Raw genomic sequence first — 19,463 nt, 5'->3', positions numbered from 1 at the left:
TGATATATTCTAATGCTTATTAAATGTAATAAAAAAAACCTCTAAAAAATTAGAGGTTTATATAATATTTTTAAAGCTGATTAATAGTTCAGCATTTCTTCAATTTTTTTGCTTAGTTTTTCAGCATTGGGAAGCATTTCTTTTTCCAGCACTAAATTAATAGGAACAGCCGGAACATCCAGAGATCCCATTGTTTCTACCGGGGCATCCAGATACCTGAAGCAGTTTTTCGAAATACGGTGTGCAAACGCCTCAGCAAATGAATTATTCAGTTGTTCTTCTGTCAGAACGATGCATTTCCCGTGTTCTTTTACCCTTTCAAAAACAAGTTCTTCATCAAGAGGAATCAGCGTTCTCAGGTCGATCACTTCCACTCTTCCGTTAAAATTCTTAACTGCCTCCTTTGCCCAGTAAACTCCCATTCCGTACGTGACAACCAGTAGAGTTCTTCCTTTTTCAGTTTCATCTTGGTCAGCTTCAATGATCACCTTGCCTTTTCCAAAAGGAAGGATATAATCTTCTGCTGGTTCAATGGTTTTAGCATCTTCAGTTCCCGGAACTTTACTCCAGTATAAACCTTTGTGCTCAAGCATAATCACAGGGTTCGGATCATAATAGGCGGCCTTTAATAAACCTTTGAAATCGGCAGCGTTGCTAGGGTAAGCAATTTTAATCCCTTTAATATTGGCTAAAATACTTTCCACACTTCCACTGTGGTAAGGTCCTCCACCTCCGTAAGCACCAATTGGTACACGGATGATATTACTTACAGGAAATTTTCCCTGACTTAAATAACTTGATTTTGAGATTTCAGTGATCAGCTGGTTGATTCCAGGATAAATATAATCAGCAAACTGAACTTCTACGATAGGTTTTAATCCTACAGCACTCATCCCGGCCGTTGACCCAATGATATAGGCCTCCTGAATAGCAGTATTGAAAACTCTCTTACTACCGAATTTTTTTCCTAAAGTAACCGTCTCTCTGAAAACACCTCCGATTCTTTCTCCCACATCCTGTCCGTAAAGAAGGGCTTCAGGATGCTTCCACATCAGTTCCTGAACCGCATGGATAGCAGCATCTACCATGACAATCTTTTCACCACCTGCAGGTTCGCGTGTTCCCGTTTCTTCCGTAATCGGAGTAGGCGCAAAAACATGCTGCATCACAGTTTCTGGTTTTGGATCTTCAGCATTTTGTGCTCTTTCAAAAGCTTCTTCAGCTTCAAGGCGGGCTTTTTTAGTGATCTGTTTTAGCAGATCTTCATCCGTGCCTGATTCCAGCAATTGTTTTCTAAGGATCTCACCCGGATCTTTAGCTCTATGTTTTGTTAAATCTTCTTCGTCTCTATAGAATTCTCTTCTTACCCCTGATGTATGATGACCGATAAGGACCGTTTTAGCACAAACGACTATTGGTTTTCTTTCGTTTCTTACTAAATCTACAGCCTTTTTCATCGCCTCGAAACTTTCTACGAAATCAGTTCCGTCTACACGCATTCTGCTAAGACCTGTAAATCCTGCCACGAAATCATAAGCATCACAGGTTCTTGCTTCTTCTTTGGTTACAGAAATTCCCCATTCATTATCCTGTACAAGAAATAGAATAGGAAGCTGATGAAGAGCAGCAAACTGTAATGCCTCACTTACTTCACCTTCTGTTACAGAGTTGTCTCCAAGACTGCATACCACGACTGGATTATTTTCAAAAGTCTCTAAATTGAAATCCTGAATATATTTTATGCCCTGTGCAACCCCTGTAGTTGGGATGGTCTGCATTCCGGTAGCAGAACTCTGATGGATGATTTTAGGTTTGTTTTCATCACGGCTGGAAGGGTGAGAATAATACGATCTTCCACCTGAAAAAGGATCCTCTGCTTTTGCCAGCAGCTGAAGCATCAATTCATAAGGTTCAAAACCTATTCCTAAAAGAATACTTTCGTCTCTGTAGTAAGGAGAAACCCAGTCTTCTTTTTTAAGCTGATAGGCAGTGGCCAGCTGAATGGCTTCATGACCTCTTGAAGTACTATGAACATATTTACAGATGTTTCTGTTTTCTTCATAGATATCCGCCATCGCTTTAGCCAGCATCATGTGATTGTACGCTTTAAGCAAAATATCCTGAGAAACTTTTTCGTGAAGTGTATTTTCCATAGGAAGCAAATATACACAAAAAAACAAAATACTAACAAGCGTTAGTGTTTTATGAGAAATCTGTTTTCAGTAACGGTTATCTGTTGATAAGTACTAGTAAAATAGTTCTTTTCTTACAGAAGATCAATAAGTGTGCAGAGTTCTCCTTTATAGAGTAATAATCTGAAAAAAATGAAGTAACTTTACATTCTCTTTTTTAAAAAAGTTAGAAACTTATATGTATTTAATTTTTGACACAGAAACAACCGGTTTACCTAAAAATTTCAATGCACCCCTTTCAGACTCAGACAACTGGCCAAGAATGGTTCAGATTGCGTGGCAGGTGCACGATGATGAAGGTAATTTAATTGAAAATCAGGATTATATAATAAAGCCTGAAGGGTATGATATTCCCTTTAATGCGGCAAGAATTCACGGGATTACCACCAAAATAGCCAATGAAGAAGGACGCGATCTTCAGGAGGTTTTAGAAGAGTTTTCTAAAGTTCTGGACAGGGTAAGGGTAGTTTCCGGACACAACGTAGAATTTGATTATAATATTGTTGGAGCAGAGCTTTATAGAAAAAATTTAAAAGACAATCTTCAGGATAAACCTAAAGCCGATACCATGGTTTTAGGAACGGACTACTGTAAACTTGGCGGTGGAAGAGGAGGTAGATATAAATCTCCCAAACTGGAAGAGTTGTACGAGAAGCTTTACGGTCACAAATTTGACGAAGCTCACAATGCTGCTGCCGACGTTAATGCAACTGCCAGGGTATTCTTTGAAATGATGAGGATAGGAGTTATTCCTGCCGAAGTACTGAAGATTTCCGAAGATCAGCTGGCCTATTTTAAGACCCTTTATCCTGACCCGATACAGCCCTTTAATATTGTTATCAGAAGACAGGTTGCGGATTTTAATAACAAGAAAAAACAAGCGGATACCGGGAATATTGACGAAGTTGATATCGGAAAATATTTCAATTTTAACAGTCACAGTGTTTTTTCTACCCTGATGGCGACATCCAGCATTAATGATCTGATCAAAAAAGCTTCCGATGAAAACTTTCCTGCTGTAGGAATGGTGGATATAGGGAATATGATGGGAGCTTTTAAATTCGTTTCAGCAGTGGAATCTGCCAATTCTGACCGCTCAAAAAAGCATAAAGAGTTCCTTGCCAGAAAGCAGGAGGCTGAAGAAAACGGAACGGAGTTTACAGAAGAAGAACCTGTTTCAGAGCCTCTGATTCCGATTGTAGGCTGTGAATTTTACATATCAGAACGTTACGAGCAGAAGCAGTTTACCAAAGATGATCCGGACAGAAGAACTCAGATGGTTCTTTTGGCAAAAGATTTTAACGGATATAAAAATCTGGCAAAACTATCCAGTATAGGATTCTTAAAAGGTTTCTACTTTGGAGTACCAAGGATCAGCAGAGAGCTTATCGCTGAGTATAAAGAAGGACTTATTGCGGTAACTTCGGGAATTCTTGGAGACATCCCGGATGCTATTCTTAATACGGGGGAGCAAAAAGGGGAAGAACTTTTTAAATGGTGGAAAGACACTTTCGGAGACGATTTTTATGTACAGCTTCAAAACCACAAGTTGCCTGAAGAAGAACACCTGAATGAAGTTTTGCTATATCTGGCAGATAAATACAACACGAAAATTCTTGCTCAGAATGAAACTTTTTATACCCATAAAGATGACGCCAATATTCAGGATATTGTAAGTTGTATCAAAGATGGTGAAAAATTAACGACCCCTGTCGGCAAAGGTTTTGGAAAACGAAGAGGATTGACGACGGGAGAGTATTATATTAAAAACAGTGATGAGATCAAAGAAGCATTTCTGGCTTATCCGGATGCTTTCGAAGCTTATGAAGAATTTCTAGGCAAATTCAGCCCGTATACATTAAAAAGGGATGTTCTTCTTCCTAAGTTTGATATTCCGGAAGAATTCATTCATGCTGAAGATGCTGAAGATGGAGGCAAAAGAGGCGAGATGGCTTATCTTACCCATCTGACTTATGAAGGGGCCAGAAAACGATATGCAGAAACAGGAATTACAGATGAAATTAAAGAACGTCTTGACTTTGAGCTTGATGTAATTGCCAATACCGGTTATCCGGGATATTTCCTTATTGTACAGGATTTCTGTAACGAAGCCCGGAATATGGGCGTTTGGGTAGGGCCTGGAAGGGGTTCCGCTGCAGGTTCTGCGGTAGCCTACTGTATTGGGATTACCAATGTTGACCCTATTAAGTATGATCTCCTTTTTGAGAGATTCCTGAATCCTGAAAGGGTTTCAATGCCCGATATTGATATTGACTTTGATGATGAAGGACGGGACAGGGTGATTAAATGGGTAATCGAAAAGTACGGACAAAGCCAGGTAGCACAGATCATTACATACTCTGTTTTAGGTGGTAAATCTGCCATTAAAGATGCAGGCCGAGTACTGGATCTTCCCATTCCTGATACCAATAATATCGCTAAACTTATTCCTCCCAGTCCGGGAATGAATATTGCCAAAGCTTTGGCTAAATACGATAAACTGAAGCCTGAAGATCAGATGCTTGTGGATGAAATGAGAATGGTGCTGAGTAACCCGGATGATCCTCGTTTCGACGTACTGGCAAGTGCCAAGAAAATGGAAGGATGTATCAGAAATACAGGAATACATGCCTGTGGGGTAATCATTACGCCTGAGGATGTAAGTAATCTTGTTCCCATAACCATTGCAGCGAAAGATGCCGATATTCTGGTCTCACAGTTTGACAACTCGGTGGCGGAAAGTGCCGGGCTTCTGAAAATGGACTTCCTGGGTCTGCGTACCCTCACCATTATTAAAGATGCCATGAAGCTGGTCAAACAAAGACATAATATAGATCTTGATCCGGATGAAATTCCGCTGGATGATGCGAAAACCTATCAGTTATTTAAAGAGGGGCGGACGATCGGGATTTTCCAGTATGAAAGTCCGGGAATGCAGAAATACATGAGAGAGCTTAAACCTACGGTTTTTGCCGATCTTATTGCCATGAACGCACTATATCGTCCGGGACCCATCAAGTATATCCCGAACTTTATCAACAGAAAGCACGGGATTGAAGAAATTGTTTACGATTTACCGGAGACAGAAGAATACTTAAAAGAGACTTACGGGATTACCGTTTATCAGGAGCAGGTGATGCTTTTGTCCCAGAAGCTGGCCAACTTTACCAAAGGTGAAGCCGATACGCTGAGAAAGGCAATGGGTAAAAAGCAGATTGACGTTCTGAATAAAATGTATCCGAAATTCATCGAAGGAGGACGGAAAAACAATCTTAATGAAGAACGGTTAGAAAAAATATGGAACGACTGGAAAGCCTTTGCAGAATATGCCTTCAATAAATCTCACTCTACATGCTATGCGTTAATTGCCTATCACACGGCATATCTTAAAGCTAATTTTCCGGCAGAATATATGGCGAGTGTAATGAGTAATAACATTAACAATACTGATTCTATCACCCTGTTCATGGAAGATTGTAAAAGTATTGGAGTAGATGTTTTAGGTCCTGATGTTAACGAATCTCAGTATAAATTCTCCGTAAACGAAAAAGGACAGATTCGTTTCGGCTTAGGAGCCATTAAAGGAATTGGTGAAGGACCAAGTGAGGCGATTACAAGAGAACGTGCTAATGGAAGATTCAAAAATATCTATGATTTCTTCGAAAGAATACTGCCTTCTCAAATGAATAAAAGAGTAGCGGAAAGTTTAGTTTTGGCTGGTGCTTTCGATGAATTAGGTTCTTATCACAGAGGTCAGTATTTTGATATTGATATGGCTGGAAAAACCAATCTTGAAAGGCTGATCAGATACGGACAGAGTTTTCAGGAAAGTAAAAACGAAATGGAGCACTCGCTCTTTGCTGATTTTGCCGATGAGGTACAGATTGAGCAACCTAAATTGCCACCTTGTCCGGAATGGCCGAATATGCATAAACTTAACAAAGAAAAAGAAATTATTGGATTCTATCTTTCTGCGCATCCGCTGGATGAATTCAAGTATCATTTTCAGTTTATGCAAGGACAATTGTCTAAGAAGTCTGTACTGGAAAAGGACGAAGAGGAAAAGCTGGTGACTGATGAAGTTCCGATTTTAGAAAAGGATTCACAGGATGAAACGGTAGATCTTATCGAAATTGTTTCTGATGAAATGTCTGTAGGTGAAGAAGAAATCATAGAAGAGGTTACGAAAAAAGCTGAACCGAAAGGGAATTTTATGTTTTTAAATCTCGATGAGGTGGATGCTTATAAAGAGCAGGCTTTTGCCAATAAACAGGAAGAATTGTTTGAAGAAAAAAAGAAAGACTGGAAGACCCTTCAGAAAGAAAGAGAAAATGGGGGAGGTGGAAAAGAATATACCGTGGCCGGACTGATCACTGAATATAGGGTCCAGGATGGTTTCAGAAGTGGGGAGAAAGTAGCTTTCGTTACACTGGAAGATTATTCCGGGTCTTATTCTTTCAGGTTGGGAGACCGTGATTATATGCGGCTGAAAGAAAAACTGGAGGTTCAGAGATTTGTGATCTTCAAAATAAAGTTTGCACAGGTGAAGGACGGAAGAGTCTTTGTGAATGTAAATGATGTTATTGAACTTCAGGAAGCTTTTGAAAGATTCGCAAAAAGCATCTCTCTGGTGATGGATGTCATGGATGTACGCGCCGAAGATCTGGACTTTTTCCGTACTGTTCTGGATCGTAATAAAGGAAATCAAAAACTTAAATTCTTTATTAAAAATATAGAAGATGATTCTCAGATTGAAGTTCAGTCTATGAAACATTCCGTTGATCTCAACGGAGATCTCATTAAAGAAATACAACTCTTAAATAAATATGAATTCTATCTGAACTAAGAATCAGGACATACTAAAGTATAAAAGCGGCATTTTGCCGCTTTTTTTATGTAAATATTAAGTCGTTGTCAAGTGAAAAAATATTATTTTTTTTATGTTAAATTGAAAATTAATCTATTTTTAGTGACTTTTTATTTCATATTAATATATTGAATATTAATGCTTTATATGTTTTTCTGGTATTGTTGATTTAATATTAAAATTAAACACATATTTGATTTTATGTAAACAATGGATTGTTTTGTGATTTTATTGTTAATATTTTATGATAATTTTTGATTTTCAATAGAATATTTGTTTACTTTTACCCTCTAATTTATTTTTACTACGTATGAAAAAACTTCTACTTTCGTGCTTAGTTTCCATGAGTATGGGAGCTTATGCACAGGTAGGTCCACCACAGGCTACTAATCCAAATACCAATAACGGGTATGGATTTGCGCAGAATAGTGGAACCTATACTCCGCTATCAGCTGGTCGAACTATTTGGCAATCCGGCGCAACATTAGGAACAGATGCTGTGTCTGCAGCGATTAACTTACCATCAGCTTTTAAGTATAATGGTAAATCTTATTCGAGCATTTACATTAGCAATAATGGTTTTATAACACTTGGCACACCTGCTTTGGCAGCTACCTATTCAGGCCTTTCTACGGATACCACCACTCCTTATGAAGGAGCATTTGCTGGTTTTGCAGCGAACCTTAGACATGCAAGTACGACAACGTCTGAAATTTCATATGAAACTGTAGGGTCAAAATTTGTTGTTCAGTTTACAGATTTACAAGGTAATACGGCGGCTGCTGCACAGCTTATTAATTTCCAGATACAGCTTGATTTAACATCAAATACCGTTAATATTGTATATGGTAACTGTGTTTCCGGAACTGCTACTTTAACCGGTCAAGTAGGGATAAGAGGGTCTGAAAGTTCAGATATGAATAATAGAACCGGTACTGACTGGACCGCCACAGCGATCGGGACATCAACAACATCCACCTGTACTTTAGGAAGTACTAACGGAGTTACTGTTCCTGCTTCCGGTCTTACCTTTACATTTACTCCCGGAACATGGCTTTCTACAGCTCCTGCTTATGCAACATTACCTTTCACTGAAAGTTTTGGAACATGGGCAAATGGTAACTCAACGGGAGATCTGCCCAATGCAGCTAATTGGAGAACATGGCCTGCAAGAGGCGATAACTCATGGAGAGCAAGTGATATTTCTCTTTCAGGGTTTTCAAGTGCTTCAGGATGGTCTGGCACAGGGGGAAGCAATACCGTTTCAGCGCCTGCTGTAGCAACGACTGCAAGATTTCATTCATACAATACTGTGAATGCATCCGGGTATATGGATTTATATGTTAATTTATCCACTGGTGCAGGAAGCAGAATTTTAAATTTTGATTATATTAATCCAACCGGAACCGATAATCTAAAAATACAAATTTCTACTGATGGAGGAGTTACATTTAACAGTGTAGGATCCACTTACGGAGTTTCTGCTTCATGGTCTACCAAATACGTTGACTTAGGAACCACCAGTGCAACGGCTGTTGTAAGATTCCTTGCGACAGGTGATAATGGAAGTGATGATATCTATGTTGATAATGTAAATATTAATGCACTTACGTGTTTAATGCCGGATACAGTTACGGTGGGTACTTCAACAGCTACAACAGAATCTGTAAGCTGGACGATGGCAAATCCTGCCCCTGCATATGATATTTATTATAGTACAACCAATACAGCTCCTACAAGTGCAAGTACCCCTAATGTAGTGGGTGCTACAGGTACCACTGCTACATTGATAAACCTTGCACCGCTTACCACCTATTATGTGTGGGTAAGATCCCGTTGCAGCAGTTCTGATCAAGGTCTCTGGGTTGCAGGGCCATCATTTACAACGAAAACATTTTGTCCGGTAGTATCCGCTCCTGCTTCTTCAGCAGTTAATGTTCCTGTGACCCCTACGTTTACATGGGCAGCCAATACGGACGCAACTGGTTATAGAATTACTATAGGAACTACATCCGGAGGAACAGACGTATTAAACAATGCAGATGTTGGTAATGTGACCACTTATACTTTACCTACTCCTCTAAATACCTCGACGACCTATTACTATACTGTAAATTCTTATAATGCTGGGGTAACTTCTTCATCATGTACCGTAAGAAACTTTACAACAGTATGCGGTGTGATAACACCTGGTTATACAAATAATTTTTCGAATTTCCCTGGCACATGTTGGGGACTGGCTAATGGCGGAACACCTGCAACAGGACCGGGTACAGGTACTACAAACTACTGGGTTGCCGATGGATTCTTAAACGTAGGAAGCACCGGTGCTGCTAAAATTAATCTTTATACCACAGGAAGACAAGGATGGTTGAAATCTCCGGCTTTCAATTTATCTGCTGGTGGTTATAGAGTTAAATTTGATTATGGTGTAACTACCTATAATGCGACAACTGCCAGTCCTATGGGTTCTGATGATGTGGTGCAGCTTGTTGTTTCTACAGATGGAGGAACTACATGGAGCGTGTTAAAAACTTGGGATGTCAATAACGCACCTAGCAATACTTCAAACACTTATGTTTTCGATTTAGCGAATTACTTAGGGGCTAATACTATGTTTGCTATCTATGGAAGCGATGGTACAGTTGATGATACTCCTGATTATGAATTCTTTGTTGATAATTTTGTGGTAGAATCTATTCCTGCTTGTGATGCTCCTGTAAATCCAAACATTTCACTGGTTACCGATTCTTCTGCTACAATTTCCTGGACAGCTCCTACGACTGCTCCGGCAAATGGATATCAGTATTATTTTTCAACAACTAACACAGCTCCTGCGTCAGGAACAGCTACTACAGCTACTAGCCAGATTCTGACTCCTCTGCAGCCTTTAACGACTTATTACTATTGGGTAAGATCTATGTGTGCCGGAACACAAAGTGCTTGGGTATCCGGATCTTTCACAACATTGGCTGTTCCGCCTGCAAATGATAACTGTTCTTCTGCTGTAAATCTAGTGGTTGGAGGAACATTTGCTCAAAATGTAGTAAATGGAACAACTGTAGGTTCTACTAATACTCCTGCTTTAGCTGCCAGCTGTCTTTTAGCGCCAACAAATGTGGCAGGAAATGTATGGTATAAAGTAGTGGTTCCCGCTTCCGGTAATGTCACTATTGAAACAGATACTGCTACAGGTACAGCTTTAACAGATACCGTACTTTCAGTTTTTGCAGACTGTACAAGTACTACTTCTATCGCTTGTGATGATGATAATGGTAATGATAACTTCTCTAAGGTTTCTTTAACAGGACAGACACCTGGTGCAACTTTATACGCTAGTGTATGGAGATACTCAAGCTCAGGAGGAGGTACAGACGGTACGTTCCGTATTTCAGCTTACGATTCATCACTTCTAGCAACTTCAGAAGTTTCTGCAGCTAAAAATGAGATCAAAGCTTATCCAAATCCTTTTGCAGAAGTCTTGAATATCTCTGATATCTCTAAAGTAAAATCAGTATCAATTGTTGATCTTGCCGGAAGACTTGTAAAAACCATCGATAACCCTTCTTCAACTCTTCAGTTGGGAGATCTTAAACAAGGATTGTATCTGGTAACGCTTAACTTGAAAGACGGATCAAAACAAACGATCAAGGCCATTAAGAAATAAAATTTTATTGACCGTATTATTATATAGAATAGCAGCTGAAAGGCTGCTATTTTTTTTACCCACTGATGATCAGTTTTTAATAATATGAAAAATAAATGCACTTAAAAATACTTTATCACACCCATTGCAAAAAGCAATTAAACCTATTTGATATAGATAACTGGTAGAGAGCCATCTATATTTTAAATAAAAAAATAGTTATTGTGTTTTTTTTATTAAATTAGCTAATACCATAAAATAAATTTATATGAAAAAGTTTTTACTTGCGAACTTACTAATGATTGGCACATGTGCATTTGCTCAGACCTATTGTATACCGGAATTTTCCAGCGGGTGCGATGGCGGCGATATGATTGACAGTTTTACCATTCCTTCAGCTGGATTCAGTCATTTGGATACCGGATGTTCTCAGGGAGCTTACGGAGATTATACAGCGCAGACCATTAATATGAACGCAGGGGTAAATTATGCCTTTTCTGTAGTTCATGATTATTCCAATCAAAACGTACGGATCTGGATTGATTTTGATAACAACGGAACATTTGATGATGCGGCACCGGAGCTTGTTGCAACAGCAAGCAGTACAGGTCCGGATAATAATTCTATTACCAACGGCAGCATCTCTATTCCGGCTACAGTTACACCGGGAACTTACAGAATGAGAGTAGGCGACCGGTATTCCAGCCAGCCGGAACCTTGTAATACAGCCGGATATGGAGAAGCGCACGATTATACAGTGATTATAGGAGCAGCTCCAAGCTGTCTGGCACCTAGTAATTTATCTTCAAGTACAGTAACTTCCAATTCAGCATCTATTTCATGGACAGCTTCTACAAGTACCGTTGGAACAGGCTATGAATATTACTATTCTACAACAAACACTGCCCCTGCAAGTACTACTGCAGCTACAGGAAGCGTAGCAGGATCCTCTACATCTGCTCAGCTTTCCACATTATCTTCCGCTACCACGTACTACGTGTGGGTAAGATCTGCCTGCAGTGCTACTGATAAAAGTGCATGGTCTTTAGGAACGTCCTTTACAACAGAATGTGCCGTTGTGGTACCCACAGTAACCTATACCAATAATTTTTCAACATTTCCGGGAAATTGCTGGGAGCAGGCTTCAGGAGGTGATGCATCTACAGGACCTACCGATACTGACGAATTATGGTATAGTGGTGACTTCCTGAATTCAGGGGACAATGCTGCCAAAGTAAATCTTTACTACACCGATAATCAAGCGTGGCTGAAGACCGTACCTTTCAATCTGTCGGCAGGAGGATATAAAGTTAAATTTGATTATGGAGTTACAGAGTTTTTAGAAACCACTCCTTCGGCGATGGGATCTGACGATGTGGTTCAGTTTCTGGTTTCAGGTGACGGAGGAAGTACATGGACCGTTCTGCAGACCTGGAATGCTGCCAACGCACCGTCTAATACTTCTACGACCTATTCTTACAACTTGACTTCTTACACAGGAGCCAATACAGTTTTTGCATTTTATGCCTCTGACGGAACAGTAGACGATTCGGAAGACTATGAATTTTTCGTCGATAATTTTATCGTAGAATCTGCATCACTGGCTACATCTGAAGTTTCCAAAGCAAAAGAAGATATTAAAGCCTATCCTAACCCGTTCACTGAGGTGCTGAATATTTCAAAATCAGACCTTGTAAAATCGGTTTCAGTCTCTGATGTTTCCGGAAGATTGGTGAAAACCATTGAAAATCCATCTTCTGCGCTTCATTTAGGAGATCTGAAGCAAGGATTGTATTTCGTGACACTGAATATGAAAGATGGTTCCAAGCAAATGATCAAAGCGATCAAAAAATAAAAAGAAAAAGAAAATAATCCCAATTGATAGAAAAAGACGGCAATTTTGCCGTCTTTTTTATGTTACTTATCATTCATCACGATCATTTGTTGGGTACCGGCTGTATATCTCCTGTATTCATATGTTCAAATATGGTAGGGAAAAACATGACTAGTATGAAATAAATAATGATCATTAATACGACTAAAGAGAAAAGGATAATGACCAGACTGTTGGGCTTGTTTTTCTTTTGTGGTTCCATGATTTTTTTGGTATTGGGTTAATAGATTAATATCAATACCAGATACTAAGCTAATTTCTTGCCACACTGTTTGCAGTACCTCGCATCATCATCTATATCTTCATTGCCGCACTGGTCGCAGATCTTTTCAAGATTCTGTCTTTTGTTCCGCATTTCTGCTGTTACAATTCCTGTTGGAACGGCAATGATCGAATAACCGGCAAGCATTAAAATAACAGCAAAGAATTTACCCATCGGCGTAATAGGGGAGACATCTCCATACCCTACCGTCGTCACAGTAACTACGGCCCAGTAAATGGATTGTGGAATCGTTTCAAATCCGGGTCTTCCGCCCTCTACCATAAACATAAGGGAGCCGACGATCACTGAAAAGATGATCAGGAACAAAAGAAAAATATAGATCTTTCTGGAACTGTGTTTTAGGGCCCGAACGATGAGGTAGCCATCATTCATGAAGTCAAGGAGATTAAAAATTCTGAAAATCCTCAGCATTCTCAGCATCCTGAATATCAGGAAGTATTTTGTAACAGGAAAAAAGAAACTCAGATAAAAAGGAACAAGTGCAAGAAAATCAATGATTCCGAAAAAGCTGAAAATGTAGTTCTTTTTATTCTTTATAACACTGATTCGCATCCAGTATTCAACCGTGAAAAAAATAGAAATAATCCATTCAAGAATCAGAAAAGAGTAGTGAAACCTTTTATCAAGTTGGGGTACACTTTCCATCATGATGATGGCTGTACTGATAAGGATCAGAGATAATAATGTAATGTCAAATAACTTCCCGAGTTTAGTATCGGCACGGTAAATGACCCTGTAAAGAAACCTTTTCCAAAGCTTATCTTCAGGAACAAGATTATGTTCTCTTTCCATTTTTAATGTTTTTTAAAATTAACAAATTATCGTTATTTTCGTAGCAAACATACAGAATAAAATGACAATAAGCGAAGTAATTTCAAAAATAGAGAACCGTATTCCCCTTCAGCAGGCGGAAGATTTTGACAATGTAGGACTTCTTTGCGGAGTTCCCGGCAGAAATGTCAGCGGTATACTTGTGTGCCATGATGCGTTGGAGAATGTCGTGGAGGAGGCTATTCAGAAAAACTGTAACCTGATTGTATGTTTTCATCCTATTATTTTCTCAGGATTAAAATCTCTGACAGGAAAGAACTATGTAGAAAGAGCAGTGCTGAAAGCGATTGAAAATAAAATCGCCATTTATGCCATACACACAGCATTTGATAATGACTTATTCGGTGTTAATCACGGGATATGCAGCCATTTGGGATTAAAAGATCTCAAAATTCTTCAGCCCAAAAAAAATAATCTGAAACAATTGACCGTTTTTGTCCCTAAAGAACATTCTGACAAATTGAAAGAAGCCCTGTTTTCTGCGGGTGCCGGAAATATTGGCTTTTATGATGAGTGCAGTTTCACGCTCAACGGAAACGGGACTTTCAGACCTGTGGAAGGATCCAATCCATTTTCGGGACAACAAAACATCCGTGAAAATGCAGATGAAGACATGATCTCTGTTATTTTTGAAGGCTATAAACAGAATGCTATTATTTCAGCCATGAAGGCAGCACATCCCTATGAAGAAGTAGCTCATCAGATCTATCAGCTGGATAATGAAAATCAGCACTCAGGTTTGGGAATGTATGGCGAACTTCAGGAGGAAATGGATGAAAAGGATTTTTTAAGACTTGTACAGGAAAAATTCGGGCTTGAAGTTATCAAACATTCAGATTTTACCCGTAAAAAAATCAGAAGAGTGGGGGTTCTTGGGGGATCCGGAGCGAGTGGAATAAAATCAGCTTTGTCAAAGAAATGTGACGCTTACCTTACCGGAGATATCAAATACCACGATTATTTCATGGCGGAATCCAAAATGCTGATCTGTGACATAGGTCATTATGAATCAGAACAATTTGTAACTCAACAATTATTTGAAATTTTGTCACAAAAATTTAGTACATTTGCAATTTCAAAATCTATTGAAAAAACAAACCCAGTAAATTATTTCATTTAAGATATGGCAAAAACCAACGATATTTCAGTTGAAGAAAAATTAAGAGCTTTATACGATTTACAGATCATTGATTCAAGATTGGATGAAATCCGAAATACCAGAGGAGAATTGCCAATTGAAGTTGAAGATCTTGAAATTGAGATTGAAGGACTTGAAAAAAGAGCTGAAAAATTTCATGCAGATATCAAAGATCAGGACGACCAGATCAAAACAAAGCATGAAGTGATCAACCATGCAAAAACTTTAATTGAAAAATACAAATCTCAGCAGGATACGGTAAGAAACAATAAAGAGTTTGAAGCATTAGGAAAAGAAATGGAATTCCAGGAGTTGGAAATTCAGCTTGCTGATAAAAGAATTAAAGAATTCGGAGTTAAAATTGCTCACAAAAATGAAACTTTAAGCGAACTTAATGAGAAAATCAGTGATTTAAAGAACCATTTAAAATTCAAAAAAGAAGAATTAAGCGGTCTTGTTTCTGAAACTCAAAAAGAAGAAGAATACTTAATAGAGCAGTCTAAAGAGTATGCAAGTAAGATTGACGAAAGATTACTAGCTTCATATAACAGAATCAGAAAGAGCTCTATCAACGGATTAGCTGTTGTAGGATTAGAAAGAGGAGCACCAAAAGGTTCATTCTTTACCATTCCTCCACAGAAGCAGATGGAGATCGCACAGAGAAAGAAAATTATTATTGATGAGCACTCAGGAAAAATTCTTGTAGATGACGAATTGGTAATGGAAGAAAACGACAGAATGAAATCGGTGATTAAATTTTAATTGCGATTTTAAATCATATAAAATGTGTTTCAGAAATGAAGCACATTTTTTTTGTGATGATATCTTGTCAATGATTGGATTTTCTTTGATAACAAAATTCGTTTGTACTGTCTTGAAGTTTTGCTATTAATAAAAGTTTGAGGTCGTCATGTTTAAAATAAAAAAGCTGCTTCATTTCTGAAACAGCTCCTTGTATTTTTATTCGTGATGTTCGTACATTTTATTGTACAGATCCATAAATTTCTCTTTGACCGCTTTTCTTTTCAGTTTTAAAGTGGGAGTAAGCAATCCTGTTTCAATGGCCCAGACTTCGGGAGTGAGCTCAATTCTCTTGATCTTTTCCCAGTTTCCGAGATGTTCGTTGATGCCTTCAATCTCCTTTTCAATTCTTTCCTTTAATTCCGTGCTTTTTGCAATTTCTGCCGGGGTAGAACCTATTTTCAGATTATTTCTCATGGCCCAGCTTTTAGCAAATTCAAAGTCGGGTTGTACCAATGCACACGGCATTTTTTCACCATCACCTACCACCATGATCTGTTCGATAAACTTTGAAGCTTTTGCCTGGTTTTCAATCATTTGCGGAGCAATGTATTTTCCTCCTGATGTTTTGAACATTTCTTTTTTACGGTCAGTGATCTGTAAAAATCCTTCAGCATCAATATGTCCTATATCCCCTGTTTTGAAAAATCCATCATTGGTAAACGCCTCTTTGGTCATTTCTTCAGCTTTAAAATAACCTTTGAAAACAGAAGGTCCTTTCACGGTAATTTCACCATCTTCCTGGATCTTTACCTGTAGATTATCCAATGGAACACCTACCGTTCCTACCTTCATTTTGTTAAAACTATTGACTGCAATAACCGGTGAGGTTTCTGTTAATCCATATCCTTCCAGAATAGGAATTCCGGCATTCTGGAACATCATATTTAATCTTGTGGACAAAGCCGCAGAGCCGGAAACCAACGTGATAATTTCACCGCCCAAACCTTCTCTCCATTTAGAGAAAACCAGTTTGTCCGCTATGATTTCCTGCAGTCCGGACGGTTTTCCAATGACTTTCTTTTTGCTGATTAAATTTAAAGCCCAGAAGAATATTTTTGATTTCAGACCGCCGGCAGACGAACCTGTGTTGTAAATTTTATCATACACTTTTTCCACCAATCTGGGGACCACCGTCATATAATGAGGCTTCACTTCTTTTATATTTTCGCCCATTTTATCAATGCTTTCAGCGAAATAGATTGAAAATCCATTATACTGGTACAGATAGAAAAGCATTCTTTCAAAAATATGACAGATCGGAAGGAAGCTTAATGCTCTTGAATCCTTGTAATCAAGACTTTTTTTCTTTGGAATTCTTGGAATAGCCCCCAAAACGTTGGAAACAATATTATGGTGAGTAAGCATTACTCCTTTGGGTCTTCCTGTAGTTCCGGAAGTATAAATAATAGTGGCGAGATCTTCAGAATTGATCGCATTGGAAAGATCCTCTACTTCAATTTGGGTAGAATCATCCTCCCCGAGATCCAGAATTTCTCTCCAGTTGGCAGCCCCGCTTATATTGTCGAAGGTAAAAATGCCTTGAAGGGAAGGAATATTATGTTTCACCTTCATCACCTTGGTAAGAAGTTCCTTGTCAGATACAAAACAGTACTGTATTTCGGCATTATTAAAGATAAATTCATAATCTTCAGCTGAAATACTCGGATAAACAGGAACCGAAACCACCCCGATCTGAGACAATCCAAAATCCATCACTGCCCATTCTGTACGGGAATTGGTAGTGATCAGAGCGATTTTATCTCCCGGTTTTATGCCCAGTTTCAAAAGTCCTCTGGATATTTTATTTCCCTGATTGATAAACTCTAACGTCGAAGTTTTTTTCCATTCGCCCTGATATTTGGTTACAAACATGTCCGTTTTAGGAAATTTTTCTAAAGCGTAGTGTGGAATATCGAATAATCTTTTGATTGCCATGATTTTTTAAGTAATTTTTAAAGAATTTTAAATATAAGCATTTTTTTTAATTGTTGTAATTACAAACGCCCAATTGGGAATTAATTGAATGTTTGCCATAATATCCACCGCTTTTCAGCGATTGTACTGCTAAAATTTGAAACTACCAACCGCTAACTTCTAACTTCTCATCTCTAACTTCTAATTCTATTTTCAGATTTCGTTAAAAAGTGTAAATTTACAGCTATCTAATTATTATTTTTTATGGACTTTAATTTATCGGAAGAACAGCTGATGATTCAGCAGGCTGCAAGAGATTTTGCACAAAATGAACTATTACCCGAAGTTATCGAAAGAGACCGTGACCAGAAATTCCCTACAGAACAAGTGAAGAAAATGGGTGAAATGGGACTTTTGGGAATGATGGTAGATCCTCAATACGGAGGTGCGGGTATGGACAGCGTTTCTTACGTTTTGGCCATGGAGGAGATCGCAAAAATAGATGCTTCTGCAGCGGTTGTAATGTCTGTAAACAACTCACTGGTATGTGCAGGTCTTGAAAAATTTGCTTCCGAAGAACAGAAAGTAAAATACCTTACTCCTCTTGCCAGCGGAAAGGTGATTGGAGCTTTCGCATTATCTGAGCCTGAAGCAGGTTCTGATGCTACTTCTCAGAAAACAACGGCAGAAGACAAGGGAGACTACTATCTGTTAAATGGTATTAAGAACTGGATCACCAATGGAGGAACGGCTTCTTACTATATTGTGATCGCACAGACTGATCCTGAGAAAAAACATAAAGGAATTAATGCTTTCATCGTAGAAAGAGGATGGGAAGGTTTTGAAATCGGTGTGAAAGAAGATAAATTGGGAATCAGAGGAAGTGATACCCACTCTTTGATCTTCAATAATGTAAAAGTACCGAAAGAAAACAGAATCGGAGAAGATGGTTTTGGCTTCAATTTTGCAATGGCTGTATTGAATGGAGGTAGAATCGGTATTGCTTCTCAGGCGTTAGGGATTGCTTCAGGAGCTTATGAATTAGCTTTAAAATATGCTAAAACAAGAAAAGCGTTCAAAACTGAAATTATCAATCACCAGGCTATCGCATTCAAATTAGCAGATATGGCCACTCAGATCACAGCAGCAAGAATGCTTTGCTTCAAGGCAGCTGTTGAGAAAGATGCAGGTAAAGATATCTCCGAGAGCGGTGCAATGGCAAAATTATACGCTTCTCAGGTAGCAATGGATACAACGATCGAAGCAGTACAGATCCACGGAGGATACGGGTACGTGAAAGAATACCATGTGGAAAGAATGATGAGAGATGCGAAGATCACGCAGATCTATGAAGGGACTTCTGAAATCCAGAAAATTGTGATTTCAAGAAGCATCGCAAAATAAATTAATATAAAACACACTACTTATTATGAAAAAAACTTTGTGGATCAGTCTGGGAGTAGTCCTTATTCTGGTAAGCGTATTGGTATGGTATAAATACTTTTTCGTTTTTGGAGAGGGCGTAAAGTCCGGCTACCTTAATTATGCCATAAAAAAAGGCTACGTTTTCAAAACCTATGAAGGAAAATTAATCCAGGAAGGTTTTGGAAAAGGGAAAACAGGAACCATTACAAGCTACGAGTTTGAGTTTTCTGTCAATGATCCTGAAGTTTTTAAGCAGTTGGAAACCAACAGTGGTAAAACTTTTGATCTTCATTATAAAGAATACAATGGAGCACTTCCCTGGAGAGGAAACACAAAGTTTGTTGTAGACAAAGTAGTCAATATGAAATAGCGAAGAATCCGTCTCACAACCAATTTGCGAGACGGATTTTATTTTAGTTGAACTTTGTTTTATTGTCCAAAAAAGGAAAAAGTTGTCCTCTTCAGGCAA

The 19,463-nt window shown here is 38.6% G+C and carries 11 protein-coding genes; 7 read left to right on the top strand and 4 right to left on the bottom strand.

The genetic code is table 11. From position 1 onward, the window contains the following. Positions 1-80: 80 nt before the first annotated feature. Positions 81-2,153 (bottom strand): alpha-ketoacid dehydrogenase subunit alpha/beta, encoded by a 2,073-nt coding sequence (locus tag BUC06_RS22495; protein WP_073336761.1) that lies wholly within the window; start codon positions 2,151-2,153, stop codon positions 81-83. A 217-nt stretch (positions 2,154-2,370) separates the two neighbouring features. On the opposite strand from BUC06_RS22495, the gene dnaE reads away from it, so the two are divergent. The 3 genes from dnaE (at position 2,371) to BUC06_RS22480 (ending at position 12,560) form a co-directional block, all read left to right on the top strand. Further along, entirely contained in the window at positions 2,371-7,038 is a 4,668-nt protein-coding gene (gene dnaE / locus BUC06_RS22490) for a DNA polymerase III subunit alpha (RefSeq protein ID WP_073336760.1), read from the top strand. Between the two features lie 331 nt (positions 7,039-7,369). Continuing rightward, positions 7,370-10,726, top strand: a complete 3,357-nt coding sequence (locus tag BUC06_RS22485) for a fibronectin type III domain-containing protein (protein WP_073336758.1) — start codon at positions 7,370-7,372, stop codon at positions 10,724-10,726. Between the two features lie 247 nt (positions 10,727-10,973). Further along, the gene (locus BUC06_RS22480) at positions 10,974-12,560 is read left to right on the top strand and encodes a GEVED domain-containing protein (protein ID WP_083564170.1); all 1,587 of its coding nucleotides are present in this window, start codon (positions 10,974-10,976) and stop codon (positions 12,558-12,560) included. Between the two features lie 82 nt (positions 12,561-12,642). On the opposite strand, the gene BUC06_RS23970 is transcribed toward BUC06_RS22480, so the two are convergent. Together BUC06_RS23970 and BUC06_RS22475 are read right to left on the bottom strand one after the other, a co-directional pair. Further along, positions 12,643-12,801 (bottom strand): hypothetical protein, encoded by a 159-nt coding sequence (locus tag BUC06_RS23970; protein WP_164466279.1) that lies wholly within the window; start codon positions 12,799-12,801, stop codon positions 12,643-12,645. Between the two features lie 45 nt (positions 12,802-12,846). After that, a complete protein-coding gene (locus BUC06_RS22475; RefSeq protein ID WP_073336754.1) occupies positions 12,847-13,674 on the bottom strand; it encodes an ion transporter in 828 nt (275 codons plus the stop codon). A 61-nt stretch (positions 13,675-13,735) separates the two neighbouring features. Between BUC06_RS22475 and BUC06_RS22470 the strand changes: the two genes are divergently transcribed. After that, positions 13,736-14,833: a Nif3-like dinuclear metal center hexameric protein gene (locus BUC06_RS22470; protein WP_073336753.1), complete on the top strand. Its 1,098-nt coding sequence runs from the start codon at positions 13,736-13,738 to the stop codon at positions 14,831-14,833. A 3-nt stretch (positions 14,834-14,836) separates the two neighbouring features. Next, positions 14,837-15,613 (top strand): zinc ribbon domain-containing protein, encoded by a 777-nt coding sequence (locus tag BUC06_RS22465; protein WP_073336751.1) that lies wholly within the window; start codon positions 14,837-14,839, stop codon positions 15,611-15,613. A 198-nt stretch (positions 15,614-15,811) separates the two neighbouring features. Here BUC06_RS22465 and BUC06_RS22460 read toward each other — a convergent pair whose 3' ends face one another. Next, complete coding sequence (locus tag BUC06_RS22460; protein ID WP_073336750.1) at positions 15,812-17,590, bottom strand: AMP-dependent synthetase/ligase; 1,779 nt, start codon at positions 17,588-17,590, stop codon at positions 15,812-15,814. A gap of 243 nt (positions 17,591-17,833) precedes the next feature. On the opposite strand from BUC06_RS22460, the gene BUC06_RS22455 reads away from it, so the two are divergent. Further along, the gene (locus BUC06_RS22455) at positions 17,834-18,973 is read left to right on the top strand and encodes an acyl-CoA dehydrogenase (RefSeq protein WP_073336749.1); all 1,140 of its coding nucleotides are present in this window, start codon (positions 17,834-17,836) and stop codon (positions 18,971-18,973) included. Positions 18,974-18,998: 25 nt separating this feature from the next. After that, on the top strand, positions 18,999-19,364 hold the full coding sequence (locus BUC06_RS22450; RefSeq protein WP_073336748.1) for a hypothetical protein: 366 nt from the start codon (positions 18,999-19,001) through the stop codon (positions 19,362-19,364). The last annotated feature ends 99 nt before the right edge of the window (positions 19,365-19,463 follow it).

The organism is Chryseobacterium carnipullorum (genome assembly GCF_900142785.1).
Classification (GTDB): Bacteria; Bacteroidota; Bacteroidia; order Flavobacteriales; family Weeksellaceae; genus Chryseobacterium; species Chryseobacterium carnipullorum.
The sequence above is the reverse complement of the archived record's forward strand: the minus strand, read 5'-3'. Positions and strand labels throughout refer to the sequence as shown.

Bases quoted from the DNA above. Each gene is read 5' to 3' on its own strand.
- BUC06_RS22460 (WP_073336750.1), bottom strand. From the start codon at position 17,590: ATGGCAATCAAAAGATTATTCGATATTCCACACTACGCTTTAGAAAAA.
- BUC06_RS23970 (WP_164466279.1), bottom strand. From the start codon at position 12,801: ATGGAACCACAAAAGAAAAACAAGCCCAACAGTCTGGTCATTATCCTT.
- dnaE (WP_073336760.1), top strand. From the start codon at position 2,371: ATGTATTTAATTTTTGACACAGAAACAACCGGTTTACCTAAAAATTTC.
- BUC06_RS22495 (WP_073336761.1), bottom strand. From the start codon at position 2,153: ATGGAAAATACACTTCACGAAAAAGTTTCTCAGGATATTTTGCTTAAA.
- BUC06_RS22485 (WP_073336758.1), top strand. From the start codon at position 7,370: ATGAAAAAACTTCTACTTTCGTGCTTAGTTTCCATGAGTATGGGAGCT.
- BUC06_RS22480 (WP_083564170.1), top strand. From the start codon at position 10,974: ATGAAAAAGTTTTTACTTGCGAACTTACTAATGATTGGCACATGTGCA.
- BUC06_RS22465 (WP_073336751.1), top strand. From the start codon at position 14,837: ATGGCAAAAACCAACGATATTTCAGTTGAAGAAAAATTAAGAGCTTTA.
- BUC06_RS22470 (WP_073336753.1), top strand. From the start codon at position 13,736: ATGACAATAAGCGAAGTAATTTCAAAAATAGAGAACCGTATTCCCCTT.
- BUC06_RS22450 (WP_073336748.1), top strand. From the start codon at position 18,999: ATGAAAAAAACTTTGTGGATCAGTCTGGGAGTAGTCCTTATTCTGGTA.
- BUC06_RS22475 (WP_073336754.1), bottom strand. From the start codon at position 13,674: ATGGAAAGAGAACATAATCTTGTTCCTGAAGATAAGCTTTGGAAAAGG.
- BUC06_RS22455 (WP_073336749.1), top strand. From the start codon at position 17,834: ATGGACTTTAATTTATCGGAAGAACAGCTGATGATTCAGCAGGCTGCA.